This is a genomic window from Actinocrispum sp. NPDC049592 (assembly GCF_040675465.1).
Taxonomy (GTDB): domain Bacteria; phylum Actinomycetota; class Actinomycetes; order Mycobacteriales; family Pseudonocardiaceae; genus Kibdelosporangium.
The window spans coordinates 67,155-84,435 of sequence record NZ_JBFAPA010000030.1 but is presented as its reverse complement, the minus strand read 5'-3'; the positions used below and the strand labels follow the sequence as shown (position 1 = coordinate 84,435).

Genomic DNA, 17,281 nt, shown 5'->3' with positions numbered 1-17,281 from the left:
CGGTCTGGGTTGACGAGCCCCGCGAGGGGCCGGAGTGGACCACAGTCAGTGGACGGCCCTAGTCTCCGCTCAGGGACAACCCTGGTCTCTCCCGGGTCTGCGGTCCAGCCGGCACCCAAGGTGTCCGTTTCGGCGTACGTTGGGCCGTAACCACAGGGAGAGGTATCCAGCCGTGACTGAAACAGACGTCCAGCAGTCGGCGCCGCGCGTCCGGTTCCCGGGCATCAGCCCGCGCGCCTACGAACACCCCGCCGACAAGGGCGCGATGGCCACGCTGCGCGCCGTCCCAGGGATCAGCGATGTCCTGAAGACCTTGAACTCGCTGTGGAACGAACGCACCGAGCGGCTGCTCGCCGTCGCGTCGTTCGTGCGGGTGAGCGAGACGCAGTACCCCGTGATCAACCGGATCCACAAGGAAGCGACCGAGGTCCTCGACCTGCCGAAGGTGCCCAAGCTGTACGTCGCCCGCTCGGCCGAGGCCAACGCGTACACCATCGGCATCGACGAGCCGTTCATCGTGCTCACCTCGGGCCTGGTCGAGGCACTGGACCCGGAGGCGCTGCGGTTCGTGATCGGCCACGAGCTGGGGCACGTGCTGTCCGGGCACGCGGTTCTGCTCACCCTGCTGCGCCGCCTGCTCAACCTGCAGCGCAACATCCAGTGGGTGCCGCTGGGCGCGCTCGGGCTGCGGGCCGTGATCGCCGCGCTGTACGAGTGGCGCCGCAAGGCCGAGCTGAGCTGTGACCGGGCCGGCCTGCTGGTCTGCCAGGACCCGTCGGCCTCGCTGCGGGCGCACATGTACCTGGCCGGGGCCACCGACCTGTCGCAGATCGACATCCCCTCGTTCCTCGAGCAGGCCAAGGAGTACGAGGAGGTCGAGGACATCCGGGACAGCATCATCAAGCTGCTGGAGACCGAGGACCGGCCGCACCCGTTCGCCGTCGTGCGCGCCTCGCAGCTGCAGCGCTGGGCGGCCACCGAGGAGTACCGGGCCATCCTGGCCGGTGACTACAAGCGCCGGGACGCGCAGGACCCGCAGGCCAACCCGCTCAAGGAGGACTTCGCCGACGCGGGCAAGTCCTACAAGGAGTCGTTCACCAACTCCACCGACCCGCTGATCAAGGTGCTCAGCGATGTCGGCGGCGCGCTGTCCGGCGCGGCGGACAAGGTCTTCAGCGGGTTCCGCCGCCGTCCGTCCGATGAGGACAACAACAACGACCAGAACAACGGCGGCACCGGCGGCGGCGACAAGAGCTAGCTACTTGCCGGTCTGGGAGAAGTGCATCAGGTCCTTGGGGGAGGTCCAGGTGCCGCCCCAGGTCCAGCCGATCGCCGTGAAGGCACGCTCCACCACGTCCCCGGCCCGGATCATCCCGGGCCGGGGCGTACTTCTGTCCAGATAGGACGAAGCCAGCTCCGGCAGGACCAGATCGCCCTTGCGATACGGGTTGCAGAACGGGTCGATGTCGACCGCGAGGCCGTAGGCGTGGGCTGACCATGTTGTGGCGCCACGGGTTGGGCGGCAGACGAAGGCGGCCGTGGCGTTGCCGTCGCCGGTCGGTGCGGCGTCCAGTTCGGACTTGTCGGTGACCCGCATCTCCTCGATCGGGAACTTCGCCTGGAACAGCTTGCCGAACACCTGCGTGACCGCGGTGGCCACCGACTTGTTGACGATCATCTCGCCGGTGTGCGGCTTGTTGTCGAAGCCCCAGAACGACATCGTCAGGTAGCGCAGGTCGTCCTTGCCGACCGGGCAGGCGGCCTGCCAGGTGCTGCGCGCCAGCACGTCCGGTGGGATCGGCACGACCCGGGAGGCGTATTTCCCGTCGGCGGGTGGGGGCAACGTGTCCTTTGTCGGCAATGACCGATTCACCAGTTCGGGTGGGGTGGGCAGCACCTTGCCGAACCCATCCGGGCGCAGCGGCAACGGGTCCTTGCCGACCTGCCAGACCTTCCGGCCCGCGGGGGCGCCGGGCGGTGCCGCCGCGGCCGACGACTGGGGCGTTGCCGCTGGTGGTGGGGCGGTCTCGGAGGTCGCCGGGGCAGGGTTGGACGGCGATGGCGCACCACACCCCGCCACCACCAGCAAGATCACCAACCATGGCCGCACAGGTCTAGCTAATCATGTCCGAAGACCACCCGGTTCAGTGACAGCGCGTCGATGGTTCCTGACCTAACGTAGGCGGAGTCATACATGGGGACGCCGCGGAAAAGAGGAGCCGGTGATGAGGTCCAAGCTCGGATGGCTGGTGGGCGCTGCGCTGAGTCTGGCGGTGGTCATCACGGCCGTCGCCGTCCCGGCCTCGTCGTCGGAGTCGTCGGCACGCATCGTGGGTGGCACGAGAGCCAGCACCCAGCAGTACCCGTACGCGGTGTTCCTGACCACCCCGGACGACTTCCAGTTCTGCGGCGGCACCCTGACCACCCCCGACAAGGTGATCACGGCCGCGCACTGCGCCAAGGGCCAGCTGCCGGAGGACATGTACGTCGTGGCCGGGCGGGATGACAAGAACGCCACGACCGCGGGCGTGCGGGTGCCGGTGAAGAAGATCTGGATCCACCCCAAGTACACCGACGCCCTGGTCGGCAACGACGTCGCCGTGCTCACCCTGGGCAAGCGGATCACCGGCTACCCGCCGCTGCCGTTCGCGACCTCGGCCGACGAGGACCTGTACGAGACCAACACGATGGCCACGATCCTGGGCTGGGGGCGCACCGCGTCCGGCGGCCCGACCTCGCAGTACCTGCTCAAGGCGGACGTCCCGGTGGTCAGCGACGCCGACTGCAAGACCGCGTTCGGCAAGTACAACCCGGACGCGATGGTCTGCGCGGGTTACCCCCAAGGAGGGATCGACGGCTGCCAGGGCGACTCCGGCGGCCCGATGGTGGTCAAGGACCGGCTGATCGGCATCTCCTCGTGGGGCGAGGGCTGCGGCCTGCCGAACAAGCCCGGCGTGTACACGCGGGTGTCCACGTACGCCCCGGACCTGGCCCTGCAGGTCAACCCGGTCACGCCGTAGCTTGATCGGGTGAACCTTCGCACGATTCGCGGCCCGGAACTGTCGGCGGTCGATCTCCAGACCATCCTGCGGCTCCGGGCCGAGGTGTTCGTCGTCGAACAGCAGAGCCCGTACCTCGACGTGGACGGCCGCGACCTGGAGCCGGGCACGACGCATTACCTGATCGAGGATGGCGCCCTGCTCGCCTACGCCCGCACCCTCACCGAACCGGACGGCGAGCGGCGGATCGGCCGGGTGGTGACCGCCAAGGACGCCCGCGGCTCGGGTCTGGGCGAGAAGGTCATGGCCGCCGCTGTCACTGACCTGGGTGACGCCCGCAGCGTGCTGGAGGCGCAGACGTACGCGCAGGGGTTCTACGCGCGGTTCGGGTATGTAGCCGAGGGCGAGGAGTACATCGAGGACGGCATCCCGCACATCACGATGCGCCGCGCGGCGCACACCGGGTGATCACCTCGACCGCCTTCTCGACGTCGCCGTCGGTGAGGTCGGCCCGAACAGTGAGCCGCAGGCGGGAGACCTTGTCCGGCACCGAAGGCGGCCGGAAGCAGCCCACCCACACGCCCGCCGCGCGGCAGTCGTCCGCCCACGCCAGCGCGGTCTCCGGGGACGGGGCGCGGACCGCGATCACCGCCGCGTCCGGCACGGTCACCTGGAACCCGGCCGCCTTGAGCGACATGGACAGGTTCATCGCCACCTCACGCACCCGCTCGGCGCGTTCCGGCTCCTCCTTGAGCACGGTCAACGCGGTCAGCGCCGCGGCGGCGCTCGCGGGCGCCAAACCGGTGTCGAAGATGAACGTGCGCGCGGTCTCCAGCAGGTGCCGGATCACCCGGCGCGGCCCGAGGACTGCTCCGCCTTGCGCGCCAAGGGATTTCGACAACGTGACGGTGGTGACCACGTTCGGGTCCTTGATCAGCCCGGCCTCGTGCACCGCGCCCCGGCCGCCCTCGCCGAGCACGCCGAACCCGTGCGCGTCGTCGATCACCAGGCCCGCGTTGTGCTCGCGGCAGGCTTCCGCCAACTCGCCGAGCGGCGCGAGGTCTCCGTCCACTGAGAACACCGAATCGGTCACCACCAGGGCGTGTTCGGTGCGCCGGGTGGCCAGCGCGCGCTTGATCGCGGGCGCGTCGTTGTGGTTCATCACAGCGATATCCGCGCGCGACAGGCGGCAACCGTCGATCAGCGAGGCGTGGATGTAGGCGTCGGTAACGATCGCAGAACCTTTTCCGGACAGGGCGGTGATCGCCCCGAGGTTGGCCGCGAAGCCCGACGAGAACACCAAAGCCGCTTGTGTGCCACAGAAAGCGGCGAGCGCGTGCTCCAGTTCGGAGTGCAGCTCGGTGGTGCCGGTGACCAACCGCGATCCGGTCGAGCCCGCGCCCCAGCGCAACGCCGCCGCGGCCGCCGCGCCGCTGACCCGCTTGTCCCTGGACAGCCCGAGATAGTCGTTGCCGGCCAGGTCGAGCAGCGTGCTGTCGGCCCGGCGCGGACGCAACTGCCTGGTCAGTCCCGCCTTGCGGCGGTCCTCAGCCCGTGCGTCGATCCAGTCGAAGACCTGCTCGCCAGTGGAAGTCACGCCCGCGAGTGTCGCATCGCGCGGCCGTTGTGGAGTGTGGCGGGGGTGACAGTTGGGCCCCGGGGCCGCGATCGGGGCGTGCCGGGCGCCACGGTACGGTCGCCGCGTGAGCGCAGGAATCAGCTTTGTCGGCGCCGGTCCCGGGGCTTCGGACCTGATCACGCTGCGAGGCGCGCGCCACATCGGTGAGGCCGACGTGGTGCTGTGGACGCCGAGCATCGTGGACGCCGGGTGGGTCCGCCAGAACACCAGACCGGACGCGGACCTGGTCGACCTGGCCCGGCTGGGCGAGGACGAGATCACCGAGATCTACCGGCGCGCGGTCCGGGACAAGCTGCGCGTGGTGCGGATGCACGCGGGTGACCTGGCGTCGTGGGGCGGTCTGCGGGCGCAGCTCGAGCTGTGCGCGCGGCTGCAGCTGCCCGCCGAGGTCGTGCCCGGTGTGTCGCCGATGTCCGCCACGGCCGCGTCTGTGGGCGTTTCGCTCACCGAGCCCGACTTCGCCGACTCGGTGATCACCGCGGGCCAGGAGACGAATGGCATGCCCGATCTGGAGCAGATCCGGCAGTACGCCCAGTTCGGCACGACGATGGCCGTCGTCGTCCCGGCCGCGCGTGCCGGTGAGCTCGCGGATGCCTTGCGCGCCGGGGGTTTCGACGACAGCACCCCGGTCGTCGCGGCCTACAAGGTGAGCTGGCCGGACGAGATCGTCGCGCGGACCACCATCGGCGAGCTGCTGGTGACCGTGAAGCAGCACCGGTTGTGGCGGCACACGCTTTTCCTTGTCGGCGGGGCTGTCCGCGCCGGCAAGACCCGGTCCGCGGGCGACGCTTCGCGCCGGTCGTCGAGCGGTGATGGCGTGGTTCGCTGGTCCCGCAACCGGTCCAGCTGGACCAAGCGCGCGACTCCCGCGCCGGAGCCCGAGGTCACCCCCGAACCGGAGCCGGTGGCGAAGCCGCAGCGGGTGACCGTTGTCGCGGAGCCGATCGAGGTTCCCGAGCCCGCCGCCCCGGCCGAGGCCGAGGCTCCGGCCAGGAAACCGGCTCCGGCGAAGGCGGCCGCCGCCAGCACCGCGACGAAAACCGTGACGGCACAGGCGAAGAAGCCCGTCCCGCGGACCAACGCCGCGAAGACGGCCGCTGCCGCGAAAGCCGCCGCGGCCAAGCAACCGGCGAAGACCCAAGCCAAGACGCCCGTGAAGAAGGCGACCGGACAGGCGCAGCCGCAGCGGGGGAGGCGGGTGTGACCGACTTCGATCCCATGCCGTCCGATTGGGAGCGTGCCCTCGGCGTCGTCGCCCACCCGGACGACCTGGAATACGGTGCCTCCGCGGCGATCGCGGCCTGGACCGAGGCGGGCAAGTCGGTGGCGTACGTGCTGGCCACGCGCGGTGAGGCCGGGATCGACGGCATCCCGCCCGAGGAGTGCGGCCCGCTGCGGGAACGCGAGCAGATCGAGGCCGCGCGGGTCGTTGGTGTGTCCACTGTGGAGTTCCTGGACCACCACGACGGCGTGATCGAGTACGGCCTGCCGCTGCGCCGGGACCTGGCGGCCGCGATCCGGCGGCACCGTCCCGAGCTCATCGTGACGCTGAACGGCGATCCCTGGCCCGGTGGGCGGCCGAACTCGCCGGACCACCGCAATGTCGCGCAGGCGTTGATGGACGCGGTCGGCGACGCGGGCAACCGGTGGATCTTCCCGGAGCTCGGCCTGGAGCCGTGGAACGGCGTGCGCTGGGTCGCGGTGTCCGGTTCGCCGAACGCAACCCACGCGGTGGCCGTTGAGTCCACTTTGGACCTTGGCATGGCGTCGCTGGCCGCGCACAAGGCCTACCTCGAGGGGCTCGGGCCGGGCCCGATGTCCGACCCGTCGTTCATCCGGCGGTTCGCGGTCGAGAACGGCGAGCGCTTCGGCGGCAAGCCCGCGATCGCGTTCCAGCTCATCCCGTTCGCCTTCGAAGGATGACCGCCCCGGTCGCGGTGGTCACCGGTGCCGCCCAGGGCATCGGCCGGTCGGTCGCCGAACTCCTCGCCACCCGTGGGTACTCGACGGTTCTCGTTGACCTGCAAGAACTTCCGGGGGAGAACGCGTTCGTCGCGGACGTGTCCTCGGCGGAAGACGTCGCCGCGCTGGGCGAACGCGTGCGGGCCAAGTTCGGCCTGGTGGACGTGCTGGTCAACAACGCGGGCATCTCCTTGCTGCAACCCGCCGAGACCACGACGGCCGACCAGTGGCGGCGGGTCCTCGACGTGAACCTGACCGGTCCTTTCCTGCTGTGCCAGGAGTTCGGCCAGGACATGCTCGCCGCGGGCACCGGCTCGATCGTGAACATCGCCTCGATCGCGGGTCTGCAGGGGATCGCCGACCGCGCGGCCTACAACGCCAGCAAACACGGGCTGATCGGCCTCACCCGCACCCTGGCGGCCGAGTGGGGCGGCCGGGGCGTGCGGGTCAACGCGGTGTGCCCCGGCTGGGTGAAGACCGAGATGGACGTGGCCGACCAGGCCAGCGGCGGCTACACCGACGAGGACATCACCAGCGTCAACCCGATGGGCCGGTTCGCCTTCCCGGGTGACATCGCCGCCGCCGTCGCCTTCCTCGCCGACCCCGAGGCCTCCGGCTTCGTCAACGGCGTGGCCCTCCCGGTCGACGGCGGCTGGACCGCCGACGGCAGCTGGAACTCCCTGCGCCTGCGCAAACGCTGAGATAGCTGCTCGTCTGATCGGGCTAGTCGGTGTTGCGGGCGCGGGAGAGCAGGGCCTGGACGACCAGGACCACGAGCAGGGTGGTGCCGCTGACCAGGGCGTGCATGCTGGTGGAGAGGTCGCGCGTGTGGGTCAGCAAGCCGTGGACGAGGCCCAGCAGGACCACGCCGGCGAGGGTGCCGCTGACCGCGCCCGAGCCGCCGGCGAGCACGGTCCCGCCCAGCACGACGGCGGCGATCGCGGCCAGCTCGACGCCGAGGCCGATCGTGGTCACGCCGGTGCCGGCCTGGGCGGTGGACAGGGCGCCGGTCAGCCCGGCGAGCAGTCCGGACACGGCGTAGACCGCGATCTTCGTGCCCGCCACCGGCAAGCCCATCAGCCTGCTCGCGTCCTCGCTGCTGCCGATCGCGAACAGCCGCAGCCCGAAAGGTGTCCGCTGCAACAGCACGCCGCCGAGCAGGTACAGCACGATCGTCACGACCACCGGCACGGCGCCGTGCCCGAGTTCCAGGAACGTCGAACCCTTGGGCACGGTAAAGGTTTCCTGGCCTTCGGCGGTGATGAACAGCACCAGGCCGTGCGCGAACAACAACCCGCCCGCGGTCACGATGAACGACGCCAGCCGCAGCTTGCCGATCAGCCAGCCCTGAACCAGGCCGAACGCCAGACCCACGGCCACCGGCACCGCCAGCGCCGCGGCCGAGCCCCAGCGGGACGAATACGCCGCCAGCACACCGCAAAGCGAGTACACCGCGCCGATCGACAGGTCGATGCCGCCGCTGACGATGACGAACGTCAGGCCCAGCGCCACGATCGCCAGGAACGACGCCCGCACCGCCATCGCGCCGAGGTTCTCGCCGGTGAGGAAACCGGTGACCTGGGCGCCGCCGAACGTCAGCAGCACCATGACCATCAGCAGCGCGCCGTGCCGCTGGGCGAACGCGGCCAGTCTGCGTGCCCTCATCGCGTGCCTCGCTGAACCACCACCGCGGCGATGATGATCACCGCCTGGACCATCTGGGCCACCGACGCGGGCGCGCCGTTCTCCAGCAAAGTCGCCGTGACCAGCTGGATCAGCACGGCGCCCGCGACCGTGCCCAGCACCCGGATCCGGCCGCCGGACAACGGTGTCCCGCCCGCGACGACGGCGGTGATCGCGGACAGCCCGATCAGCTCGCCGGTCCGCGACGGGTCGCTCGTGGTCAGCCGGGTGAACATCCCGGCGACCGCGGCGAAAGATCCACAAAGGACATAGCTGGTCAGCAGCACCCGGTTCACCGGGAGACCCGAATACCGGGCGGCGGTGCGGTTCCCGCCGATCGCGACCAGCTGGCGGCCGAAGGTCGTCTGGCCGGCCAGCACCGACACCACGACGATCAACGCCACCGCGACCAGCACGAGAGTCGGCACGTCCACGCCCAGTCCCGTGCCCGGAGTCTCGCCGTCGGCGATCACCAACGCGATCCCACGCCCGACCACAAGAACCGCAAGCGTGGCCACAATCGGTTGCACCTTGAGGAAAGCGACCAGCGAACCACTCAGCATCCCGGTGAGGACACCGGTCAGCACACCGGCCATGACCGCCGGAACCACGCCATAGTCCAGCGACAGGGGTAGCACGGCCGCCGAGAGCGCCATGACCGCCCCGACCGACAGGTCGACGCCGCCGGTGCCGATCACCAAAGCCATGCCCAGCGCCACGATCAGCACCGGAACCAGCAGGATCACCTGCTCGCGCAAGGTCTCCACGGTGAGGAAGTCCCGCGTGACAAGAACATTCGACAGAGCCAGGAGCACAAGAGCCGCATAGACCCCATAGTCACGGGTGAACGCACTCAGCCGGGACTGGGTGATGGTCATGCGCCGCCTTTCCGGCGCACCGGCCCGCGGGTCATGTCCCGCGCTCCGCTATCGCCGCCCGCACCGCGTCCGCCGTCACCTGGTCGCCCTGCAACTCCGCCACCGCGGCACCCTCCCGCAACACGATCACCCGGTCGGCCCCCTCGACCAGCTCGGCCAGATCGCCGGACGCCAGGACGATCCCCAGGCCCTGGCCGGCCAGCTCCTCCACCAGCGCCTGCACTTGGGCCTTGGCATCGAGATCCATTCCCCGCGTCGGTTCGTCCAGCAGCAGCACCTTCGGGCTCAGCGCCAGCCACCTGGCCAGCATCACCTTCTGCTGGTTGACGCCGGACAGCTCGCTCACCCGCTGGTCCGGCCCGGTCGCCTGGATTCCGAGCCGCCGCATCAGGGTGTGCACCAGTCCGTCCTGTTTGGACTGTGACACCAGGCCGAACCGGGACAGCCGCGGCAGAGCGGCCAGCACGATGTTGTCCCGGACCGACAGGTGCGGCACCAGTCCCTGCCCGGTTCGGTCCTCCGGTACCAGCACGATGCCCGCTTCTATTGCGGCCGAAGGTGATCCGGTCCGGACCTGTCTACCTTGGACCTCCACCGTGCCCCGGCCGGGGTGCCGCAGACCGGCCGGCGCCCGCACCGTCTCGGTGCGGCCGGAGCCGGCCAGCCCGCCCAGACCCACGACCTCGCCGGCGTGCACATCGATGGCGACGTTGTCGGCATGCGAACTGCCGCCGAGCTGCCGCGCGCTGAGAACCTCTTGCGCCGCAGGGGTGTGCTCGTGCGTGAACGCCGTTGTGCCGGTGCGGCGGATGTCCGCGGCATCCCGGCCGAGCATGCTGGAGACCAGCTCGACCGGCCCGATGTCGCACATCCGTCCAGTGTGGACGACCTGGCCGTCGCGCAGCACCGTCACTGTATTGCAGATCTGAAACAGTTCCAGCAGCCGGTGACTGATGTAGACAATAGACACGTCACGTTCGCTGAGCCGCCGGATCACCTCGAACAGGGTCTCGACCTCGTCGGGTTCCAATGAGGACGTCGGTTCGTCCATGATGACGACGCGACTGTCCGTGTTCGCCGCCCGCGCGATCGCCACCATCTGTTGCTGCCCAAGGGTTAGTGAACGCAGTTCACGCCTCGGGTCGACCTCGATGCCCAGGGAGTCCAGCAGCCGCTCGGCATCCGCGTGCATCCGGCGGAAACTCACCATCCCCAGGCGGTTTCGTGGCTCCTTGCCGAGATACAGGTTGGCACTGACCGACATCGAGCCGACCAGGCTGAGTTCTTGGTATACCGCGCTGATTCCGCGCTGCTGCGCGTCCTGCGGCCCGGTGAACCGCACCGGGCGGCCGCGGTGGAACACCAGGCCCTCGTCCGGGGAGTAGACCCCGGAGAGCACCTTGACCAGAGTGGACTTCCCGGCGCCGTTCGCCCCCACCAGGGCGTGCACCTGCCCGCGTTCGAGCAGGAAGTCCACACCCCGCAAGGCGGGCACGCCGCCGAAGCGTTTGGTGACCCGCGCGGCTTCGAGCAAAAGGTCCTCCCAGTAGGCCGATCAGCAGGCATCCTGCTTGCCCGATATGGACGATGGTGGCACCTGCCGGCCCGAACGCAAAGAAACTTCATGGTTCTGGCGAAGCAAATGGTCCAAACCCGGGGCCGGTGGACAGGTCCACAGTGACCAGTCGGACTGGGCCGGCCGGCGTAGCTCCTCTCAGTCACGGCGTGTGTCCTATTAGTCACTGGGGCTGGACCGGCCGTCAAGAGTGTTCGTCGATCGATCGAAAATGACCGTTACAGGAGCCGGAAATGGTCATTGAAAACGACGTTTTGTTCCCTATTACGCGACTCAACCGCCGGATTGGGCGATGTGCACCTGGATGCCGGCGGCCTTGAATGCGGCCAGTTCATCGGGATCGGCGCCGGTATCGGTCACCACGTGGGTGATGTCCTGAGTGGGCACTGTCTGGTACATGGTGTCGACGCCGATCTTGGTGTTGTCCACCAGGACCACCACTTCCTTGGCGGTGGCCGCGAGCGCGCGGTCGATCCCGGCGACGGCTCCGTTCGGGGTGGACATTCCGCGTGCCGCGGTGAGGCCGTTGCCGGACATGAACGCCCGGCGCACTCGCAGGCTCTTCACGCTGTCCTCGGCGGCGGTCCCGACGAGGGCGAAGATCGAGCCGCGCAGCAGCCCACCGGTGACCAGGACCTCGATCCCGGACGCGCGCGCAAGCGCTTGCGTGACCAGCAGGGAGTTGGTGACCACGGTCAGCTCGGCGATCCGGGCCAGCCGTTTGGCCAGCGCGAGGGTGGTCGTCCCGGCGCCGATGACCACCGCGTCGCCGGGGCTGACCAGGTCCGCGGCCAGGTCGGCGATGGCCGCCTTCTCGTCGGCGGCCACCCCGGCCTTCTCCGTGTAGCTGGGTTCGTACGCGGTCCGGTCGTTGGCCACCGCTCCGCCGTGCCGCCGCGCCAGCATCCCCTCGGCCTCGAGCTGACGCAGGTCCCGGCGGACGGTCACCTCGCTGGTCTTCACGATCCGGGCCAGCTCGCGCAGGGACACGGCCCCGTTGGACCGGACGAGCTCGAGGATGACCTGGCGGCGTTCGGCGGCGAACATGTGATCGGTTGTGATCAGGACACTTTGGCGAGGAACGCGTCCACCTCGGCCAGCGCCTTGGTCCGCACCGGCTCGGCGGACAGGAACAGGTCGTGCAGGCCGTCGGTGATCTCCACGAGCGTGACGTTCTTGCCCAGCCCCGGACCGAACTTGATCATGTCGGCCACGTCCAGCACGGTGTCGGCCACCATGGCGTCCTGCGACCACGCCTTCGCGTGCAGGTGGCTGCGGCTGGAGTGCAGGATCAGCACCGGCGCGGTGATGTCGAGGCCCTGCTGCAGGCGCGCGTGCCCGAGCCGGATCGCGCGCAGCCACCCGGCGTGCACCGGGAACGCCATCAGCGGCTTCATCCGCAGGTCGAACTCCCACTCGCCGTGGTGGTCCCGGTGGATGCTCTGCCCGTACACCGGGCCGAGTCCCTTGCGCAGCACCAGTTTCGGCGCGATCCGGCCGACGAGCTTGACCACCGAGGTGCCGACGCCCTTCATCACGCCCGGCTCGGCCAGCTCGAACCACGGGCTGTTGAGCACCAGGGCGTCGACCTTCACGTCCGGCCGCTCGTTCAGCCACAACGGGGTGATCAGGCCACCGGTCGAGTGCGCCATCACCACGAACCTCTCGTGGCCGTCCTCGTGCAGCTTGGCCGCGGCCGCGTCGAGCTCCTCGAAGTACTCGGTGATGTCGAGCGTGAAGTTGGGCAGGTCGCCGTCCCGCAGCGACCGGCCGTACCCCCGCAGGTCCAGCGCGTAGAAGTCGTAGCCCTGCGCGGTGAAATGCGCCGCGACGTGCTCCTGGAAGAAGTAGTCCGACCACCCGTGCACGTACAGGATGGCCTTGGTCGCGTTCTCCGCCGCCAGCTTCACCAGCGTGGCCACCTTGCCACCGGCGAGCTCCAGCGTCCGCACGTCGTATTCGGTCACGCGTGCACACTAACCCGGAGTGTGACGTAGTCGAAGAGGCCAGGTGAGGCATGCTGTCGGGCATGCAGACAGAGCTCCACTACCTGGCCGGGCTGTCGCTGGCCGGGCGCCGGGTGGTCGTCGTCGGGGCGGGGACGGTCGCCCAGCGCCGCCTGCCCCGCCTGGTCGCGGCCGGCGCCCTTGTCGAGGTCATCGCCCCGCACGCCACGCCCGCCGTCCAGGCCATGGCCGACAACGGGGAGATCACCTGGCACCAGCGGCCGTACCAGGAAGGCGACCTGGCCGACGCCTGGTACGTGGTGAGCTGCGCGTCGGACACCGACGTGAACGCGGCGGTGTCCGGTGAGGCGGACCGGTCCCGGGTGTTCTGTGTGCGCGCGGACTCCGGCGCGGAGGGCAGCGCGGTCACCCCCGCGGTCGGCGACCACGACGGGCTGCTGGTTGGTGTGCTCGCGGGCGGGGAGTACCGCCGGTCGGGCGCGGTGCGCGACGAGATCATGGATGCCCTGCGCGAGGGGCGGGTCTCCGACCGGCCGGTGGTGTCACCGTTGCCGGGGGTGGCTTTGGTCGGTGGCGGTCCCGGTGACCCCGAGTTGATCACGGTTCGCGGGCAGCGGCTGCTGGCGCGGGCTGATGTCGTTGTGGCGGACCGGCTTGCGCCCCGGGAGTTGCTGGAGTCGTTGGCGCCGCAGGTGGAAGTCGTCGACGCGGCCAAGATCCCTTACGGGCGGGCGGCGAGCCAGGACTTCATCAACTCCGTGTTGGTGGAGCGGGCGCTGGCCGGGAAGTTCGTCGTGCGGTTGAAGGGCGGGGACCCTTACGTCTTCGGGCGGGGGTTCGAGGAGCTGATCGCCTGCGCCGAAGCGGGCGTCCCGGTGACCGTCGTCCCTGGTGTCACAAGCGCTTTCGGCGCACCCGCGGTCGCCGGCGTCCCGGTCACCCACCGCGGCGTGGCGCATGAGGTCGTCGTCGTGTCCGGCCACGTCGCCCCCGACTCCGAACAGTCCCTTGTGGACTGGAACGCCCTGGCCCGCCTGCGCGGCACCATCGTGCTGATGATGGGCGTCGAACGCATCGCCGCCTTCGCCACAACGCTGGTGGAAGGCGGCCGCCCCGCCGACACCCCAGCGGCCGTCGTCCAGGAAGGCACCACCCGCACCCAACGAGTCCTGCACGCCACCCTCGGCACCATCGCGGAAGAGATAGCGGCCCAAGGAATCCGCCCACCCGCCGTGATCATCATCGGCCCCGTCGCCGCCCTGGCCGAGAAACACCTCTAGTCCACATCGGAGAGTGTCGTTGCCGCCGCGCACAATTGGCGGATGTCCGCGCACGTTTTCGTTGACGAGACCCGGAAGAAGATTCTGGACGCGGTCACCGAACTGGAGCCGTCGGTGACCGTCTACGGCGCTTCTGCGTTGCCAGGCAGGCAACAGCGCGAAGCGTGTCTGCGTGCGCTGGTCGCGGATGTGGCGGCGATCGAGGCTCGGATGCTGGTGCTGGAGCGCGACGATTCCATTGCCGACATGGACAATCGGGTGCTGTACCAACAGATTCGTGAGCATGGCTGCCTCGAACTGCGGTATCAGCATCTGCGCGCTCATGAGGAACCACTGCTCGCGATTCCGGATGCGGTCGCGTGGTGCTGGCAACGCGGCGGCGCCTGGCGGCAGCGAGTGCGGGATCTCGTCGCGGAAGTGCGAACTTTGCCCAAATAGCGCGATACCCGGCCCACCCACCGTCCGGAAGGCTGCCGGGTCGCTTCAGCCGCCTAGTGGCGACTGCAAGTCACGTGCTAGCACATGAGAGACGTGTGGTGACTCCAAGCGATGTGGAGTCACCACACGTCATTGCTCAGCGGGTGTGTTCGTGGTGGGGGCGCTTGTTGCGGGTGGGGCGGTGGTCGCGGTCGCGCTTGGGGCCGGCGAACTTGCCGTCGGCGGATGGACGGTGCTCGCGGTCGCGGTCCCGGTCACGGCCGGTGCCCTCGGCGGAGCGGTGGCCGCCGCCGAACTTGCGGTTGCCGCCCTTGAACCCACCGGAACCCTTGAAGCCGCCCGAGCCCTTGAACCCACCGGCAGCCCGCTTGGGCCGGGTGGAGGGCGCCGGGGCGGGACGCTCGGGCACGGGCTCGCCGCTCGGGACACGCGCCCCGGTGATGCGGACCAGCTCGGCGTCACCCGGGCGGACCCGGACGTTGTGCGCACGCACGCCGGCGCGGTCGGTCATCCGGCGGACGCTGTGCCGCTGGTCGTGGGTGATCAGGGTGATCACCGTGCCGGACTGGCCCGCGCGGGCCGTGCGGCCGGCGCGGTGCAGGTAGTCCTTGGGGTCGGCGGGCGGGTCGACGTGCACGACGAGGCTGACGTCGTCCACGTGGATGCCGCGGGCGGCGACGTCGGTGGCGACCAGCACGGGGGTGTGGCCGTCCTTGAACTCGGCGAGCACGCGGGTCCGCGCGCCCTGGGCCTTGCCGCCGTGCAGCGCACCGGCGTTCACCCCGATCGACCGCAGCCGGGTGGCCAGCCGGTCGACGTGGTGCTTGGTGCGCACGAACATGATGGTCCGGCCCTCGCGGGCGGCGACCTCGGCGATCACGGCGGGCTTGTCCTCACGGGACACCAGCAGCACGTGGTGGTCCATTGTGGTCACACTGGCGGTCGCGGGCGCGACGCTGTGCGTGACCGGGTCCTTCATGTACTGCCTGATCAGCTGGTCGACGTCGCCGTCCAGGGTGGCCGAGAACAGCAGCCGCTGGCCGGTCGGGTCGGTCAGGTCCATGATCTCGCGGACCTGGGGCAGGAAGCCCATGTCGGCCATCTGGTCGGCCTCGTCGATGGCCGTGTACTGGATGTCGTGCAGGATCGCGGTGCCCTGGCGGACGTGGTCGGACAGCCGGCCGGGGGTGGCGATCAGCAGGTCGACGCCGCGGCGCAGCGCCTCGGCCTGCTTGACGAACGACATCCCGCCGACCGCGGCGCGGCACCACAGGCCGAGCGCGCGGGCCAGCGGCGAGAGCACGTCGCTGACCTGCATGGCCAGCTCACGGGTGGGCACGAGGATGAGCGCGCGCGGCCGCTTGGGCTTGGCGCGGCCGCCGTCGAGCTGGGCCAGCAGCGCGAGCCCGAAGGCGAGCGTCTTGCCGGACCCGGTCTGGGCGCGGCCGAGCACGTCCTTGCCGGCCAGCGCGTCGGGCAGGGTGGCGGCCTGGATCGGGAACGGCTCACGAATTCCGGCCTGGGACAGAGCATTCATCAGCGGCTGGGGGAGACCCAGCTGGTCGAACGTGGGCAGCACGAAAACCTCTCGGAAGTTGGCACGTCCCGAGGATGGTGTTTCGGGCGAGCCCGGCACTCGCTGGTGCCGCTGGGATGGGAAGTACCGGAGAACCTTTGCGGTACTAGATCAGTTTACCCCATGCGTGCACGCGGCTTTCGACCCGCGGCCGGGGCTGTGACCAACCCGACTATCGGATCACCAGCTCGAAGCCGCGGTCCGCCGTCCGCTCCAGGCGAAGATCCGCCTTCGCGGCCACTTTGACCATCGCCGCGAGCGAACCCGGCGCGGGCGAGGCCAAAGCCAGCGCACGCGCGAGCTTTCCCTTGTGCGCCTTGTTGAAATGCGTCACCGCGAGCCGCCGTCCACCCGGTCCCTCGCTGACCACCTTGACCGTCACCGCGCCGGGAATCCTCGCCAGCCCGGCATAGGGCCCGGACCGCAGGTCCACCACCAGATCGTCCAGCGAGGCCAGTACCGGTTCCAGCGCGGGGCGCCACAACGACCCCAGCGGGCCGATCCCGGGCACCGCGCTGGACGCGGACAGCCGGTAGGACGGCACGAGGTCACCGGCTCGCAGCAAACCGAACAAAGCGGACGCGACCGCGAGCCGCCCGGTCGCCCGGCGGCGTTCGGCAGCGGTCATCCCGGCCACGTCCAGCGCGTCGTAGAGCACACCGGTGTACCGGGTCAGCGCGGGCATGGTCGGCGAGAGGCGCAGCTCGGCGTTGCGGCGCACCTCGCCCGACTGCCGCTCGGACAGGCCCAGCGCGGCGAGGCTGGCCGGCACGTCGCCGGCCAGGTCCACCAGCGCGGACAGCAGCTTCTCTCGGACCGGCTCCAGCTCCGGGAAGGACAACGCGCCATGGTCGAACGACGGGCCGCTACCGCCCTCGGCCTTGGTCTCCGACGGCGGAAGCAGCACGAGCACGGACGGTGAGCTTACCCGGGTTGTCCCACGCAGAAGAGGTTGCCTTCGGGGTCGGCGAGCACGGTCCAGCTCATCCCGGGCACCTTCTGCTCGTCCACGATCGCCGCGCCCAGTCCGACCAGCCGGCCGACCGCGGCGTGCCGGTCGTCGGTGTGCAGGTCGAGGTGAACCCGGTTCTTCCCGGCCGGCTCCTCCGGCACCTTCTGCAGCCCGATGGCCGGGCCGCCCTCCCAGTCGAGGATCACGAAATAGCCCTCGAAATCCTGCTTGACCTGCGCGTTCAGCGCGGCGGTCCAGAACTTGGCCAGCTCCCTCGGGTCCTTGGAGTCGATGGTCGTCATGGCGTGCGTCAGTGTCATGCCCGGCACGT

General features: G+C 69.9%; 18 protein-coding genes. 8 read left to right on the top strand and 10 right to left on the bottom strand.

Annotated elements, in window-relative coordinates:
• Positions 1 to 172: 172 nt before the first annotated feature.
• On the top strand, positions 173 to 1,258 hold the full coding sequence (locus tag AB0J95_RS49335) for a M48 family metallopeptidase (protein ID WP_364773522.1): 1,086 nt from the start codon (positions 173 to 175) through the stop codon (positions 1,256 to 1,258).
• Here the strand turns inward: AB0J95_RS49335 and AB0J95_RS49330 are convergent, their stop codons facing one another.
• Positions 1,259 to 2,110: a M15 family metallopeptidase gene (locus tag AB0J95_RS49330; protein WP_364773521.1), complete on the bottom strand. Its 852-nt coding sequence runs from the start codon at positions 2,108 to 2,110 to the stop codon at positions 1,259 to 1,261. It lies immediately after the preceding gene.
• Between the two features lie 115 nt (positions 2,111 to 2,225).
• On the opposite strand from AB0J95_RS49330, the gene AB0J95_RS49325 reads away from it, so the two are divergent.
• Positions 2,226 to 3,020 carry a serine protease gene (locus AB0J95_RS49325; protein ID WP_364773520.1) on the top strand — a complete coding sequence of 265 codons (795 nt, stop codon included), beginning with the start codon at positions 2,226 to 2,228 and terminating at the stop codon, positions 3,018 to 3,020.
• A 9-nt stretch (positions 3,021 to 3,029) separates the two neighbouring features.
• Complete coding sequence (locus tag AB0J95_RS49320) at positions 3,030 to 3,467, top strand: GNAT family N-acetyltransferase (RefSeq protein ID WP_364773519.1); 438 nt, start codon at positions 3,030 to 3,032, stop codon at positions 3,465 to 3,467.
• Here the strand turns inward: AB0J95_RS49320 and AB0J95_RS49315 are convergent.
• Positions 3,436 to 4,596, bottom strand: coding sequence for an 8-amino-7-oxononanoate synthase (locus tag AB0J95_RS49315; protein ID WP_364773518.1), 1,161 nt, complete (start codon positions 4,594 to 4,596; stop codon positions 3,436 to 3,438). The two genes, AB0J95_RS49320 and AB0J95_RS49315, sit on opposite strands and share 32 nt — an antisense overlap.
• Positions 4,597 to 4,702: 106 nt before the next feature.
• Here AB0J95_RS49315 and AB0J95_RS49310 point away from each other — a divergent pair, with 106 nt between their 5' ends.
• The 3 genes from AB0J95_RS49310 to AB0J95_RS49300 are packed head-to-tail and all read left to right on the top strand — an operon-like array spanning position 4,703 to position 7,301.
• Positions 4,703 to 5,842, top strand: a complete 1,140-nt coding sequence (locus tag AB0J95_RS49310) for a cobalt-precorrin-4/precorrin-4 C(11)-methyltransferase (protein ID WP_364773517.1) — start codon at positions 4,703 to 4,705, stop codon at positions 5,840 to 5,842.
• Positions 5,839 to 6,561 (top strand): PIG-L deacetylase family protein, encoded by a 723-nt coding sequence (locus AB0J95_RS49305; RefSeq protein ID WP_364773516.1) that lies wholly within the window; start codon positions 5,839 to 5,841, stop codon positions 6,559 to 6,561. The genes AB0J95_RS49310 and AB0J95_RS49305 overlap by 4 nt, the downstream gene beginning before the upstream one ends.
• On the top strand, positions 6,558 to 7,301 hold the full coding sequence (locus AB0J95_RS49300) for an SDR family oxidoreductase (protein WP_364773515.1): 744 nt from the start codon (positions 6,558 to 6,560) through the stop codon (positions 7,299 to 7,301). Before AB0J95_RS49305 ends, AB0J95_RS49300 begins: the two co-directional genes overlap by 4 nt.
• Positions 7,302 to 7,323: 22 nt before the next feature.
• Here AB0J95_RS49300 and AB0J95_RS49295 read toward each other — a convergent pair whose 3' ends face one another.
• The 5 genes from AB0J95_RS49295 to AB0J95_RS49275 form a co-directional block, all read right to left on the bottom strand.
• Positions 7,324 to 8,265, bottom strand: a complete 942-nt coding sequence (locus tag AB0J95_RS49295) for an ABC transporter permease (protein ID WP_364773514.1) — start codon at positions 8,263 to 8,265, stop codon at positions 7,324 to 7,326.
• A complete protein-coding gene (locus AB0J95_RS49290) occupies positions 8,262 to 9,161 on the bottom strand; it encodes an ABC transporter permease (RefSeq protein ID WP_364773512.1) in 900 nt (299 codons plus the stop codon). Before AB0J95_RS49290 ends, AB0J95_RS49295 begins: the two co-directional genes overlap by 4 nt.
• 31 nt (positions 9,162 to 9,192) lie before the next feature.
• A complete protein-coding gene (locus tag AB0J95_RS49285) occupies positions 9,193 to 10,695 on the bottom strand; it encodes a sugar ABC transporter ATP-binding protein (protein WP_364773510.1) in 1,503 nt (500 codons plus the stop codon).
• A 315-nt stretch (positions 10,696 to 11,010) separates the two neighbouring features.
• Complete coding sequence (locus AB0J95_RS49280) at positions 11,011 to 11,784, bottom strand: DeoR/GlpR family DNA-binding transcription regulator (protein ID WP_364773508.1); 774 nt, start codon at positions 11,782 to 11,784, stop codon at positions 11,011 to 11,013.
• Between the two features lie 14 nt (positions 11,785 to 11,798).
• Positions 11,799 to 12,704, bottom strand: a complete 906-nt coding sequence (locus AB0J95_RS49275; protein WP_364773507.1) for an alpha/beta hydrolase — start codon at positions 12,702 to 12,704, stop codon at positions 11,799 to 11,801.
• Between the two features lie 62 nt (positions 12,705 to 12,766).
• Between AB0J95_RS49275 and cobA the strand changes: the two genes are divergently transcribed.
• Both cobA and AB0J95_RS49265 read left to right on the top strand, forming a co-directional pair.
• Positions 12,767 to 13,984 (top strand): uroporphyrinogen-III C-methyltransferase, encoded by a 1,218-nt coding sequence (cobA, locus tag AB0J95_RS49270; protein WP_364773505.1) that lies wholly within the window; start codon positions 12,767 to 12,769, stop codon positions 13,982 to 13,984.
• A 42-nt stretch (positions 13,985 to 14,026) separates the two neighbouring features.
• Positions 14,027 to 14,422, top strand: coding sequence for a hypothetical protein (locus AB0J95_RS49265; RefSeq protein ID WP_364773504.1), 396 nt, complete (start codon positions 14,027 to 14,029; stop codon positions 14,420 to 14,422).
• A 136-nt stretch (positions 14,423 to 14,558) separates the two neighbouring features.
• On the opposite strand, the gene AB0J95_RS49260 is transcribed toward AB0J95_RS49265, so the two are convergent.
• The 3 genes from AB0J95_RS49260 to AB0J95_RS49250 form a co-directional block, all read right to left on the bottom strand.
• Positions 14,559 to 15,959 carry a DEAD/DEAH box helicase gene (locus tag AB0J95_RS49260; protein WP_364773537.1) on the bottom strand — a complete coding sequence of 467 codons (1,401 nt, stop codon included), beginning with the start codon at positions 15,957 to 15,959 and terminating at the stop codon, positions 14,559 to 14,561.
• 211 nt (positions 15,960 to 16,170) lie between these two features.
• The gene (gene yaaA / locus AB0J95_RS49255; RefSeq protein WP_364773502.1) at positions 16,171 to 16,911 is read right to left on the bottom strand and encodes a peroxide stress protein YaaA; all 741 of its coding nucleotides are present in this window, start codon (positions 16,909 to 16,911) and stop codon (positions 16,171 to 16,173) included.
• 11 nt (positions 16,912 to 16,922) lie between these two features.
• Positions 16,923 to 17,270 carry a VOC family protein gene (locus AB0J95_RS49250; RefSeq protein WP_364773501.1) on the bottom strand — a complete coding sequence of 116 codons (348 nt, stop codon included), beginning with the start codon at positions 17,268 to 17,270 and terminating at the stop codon, positions 16,923 to 16,925.
• Positions 17,271 to 17,281: the final 11 nt, after the last annotated feature.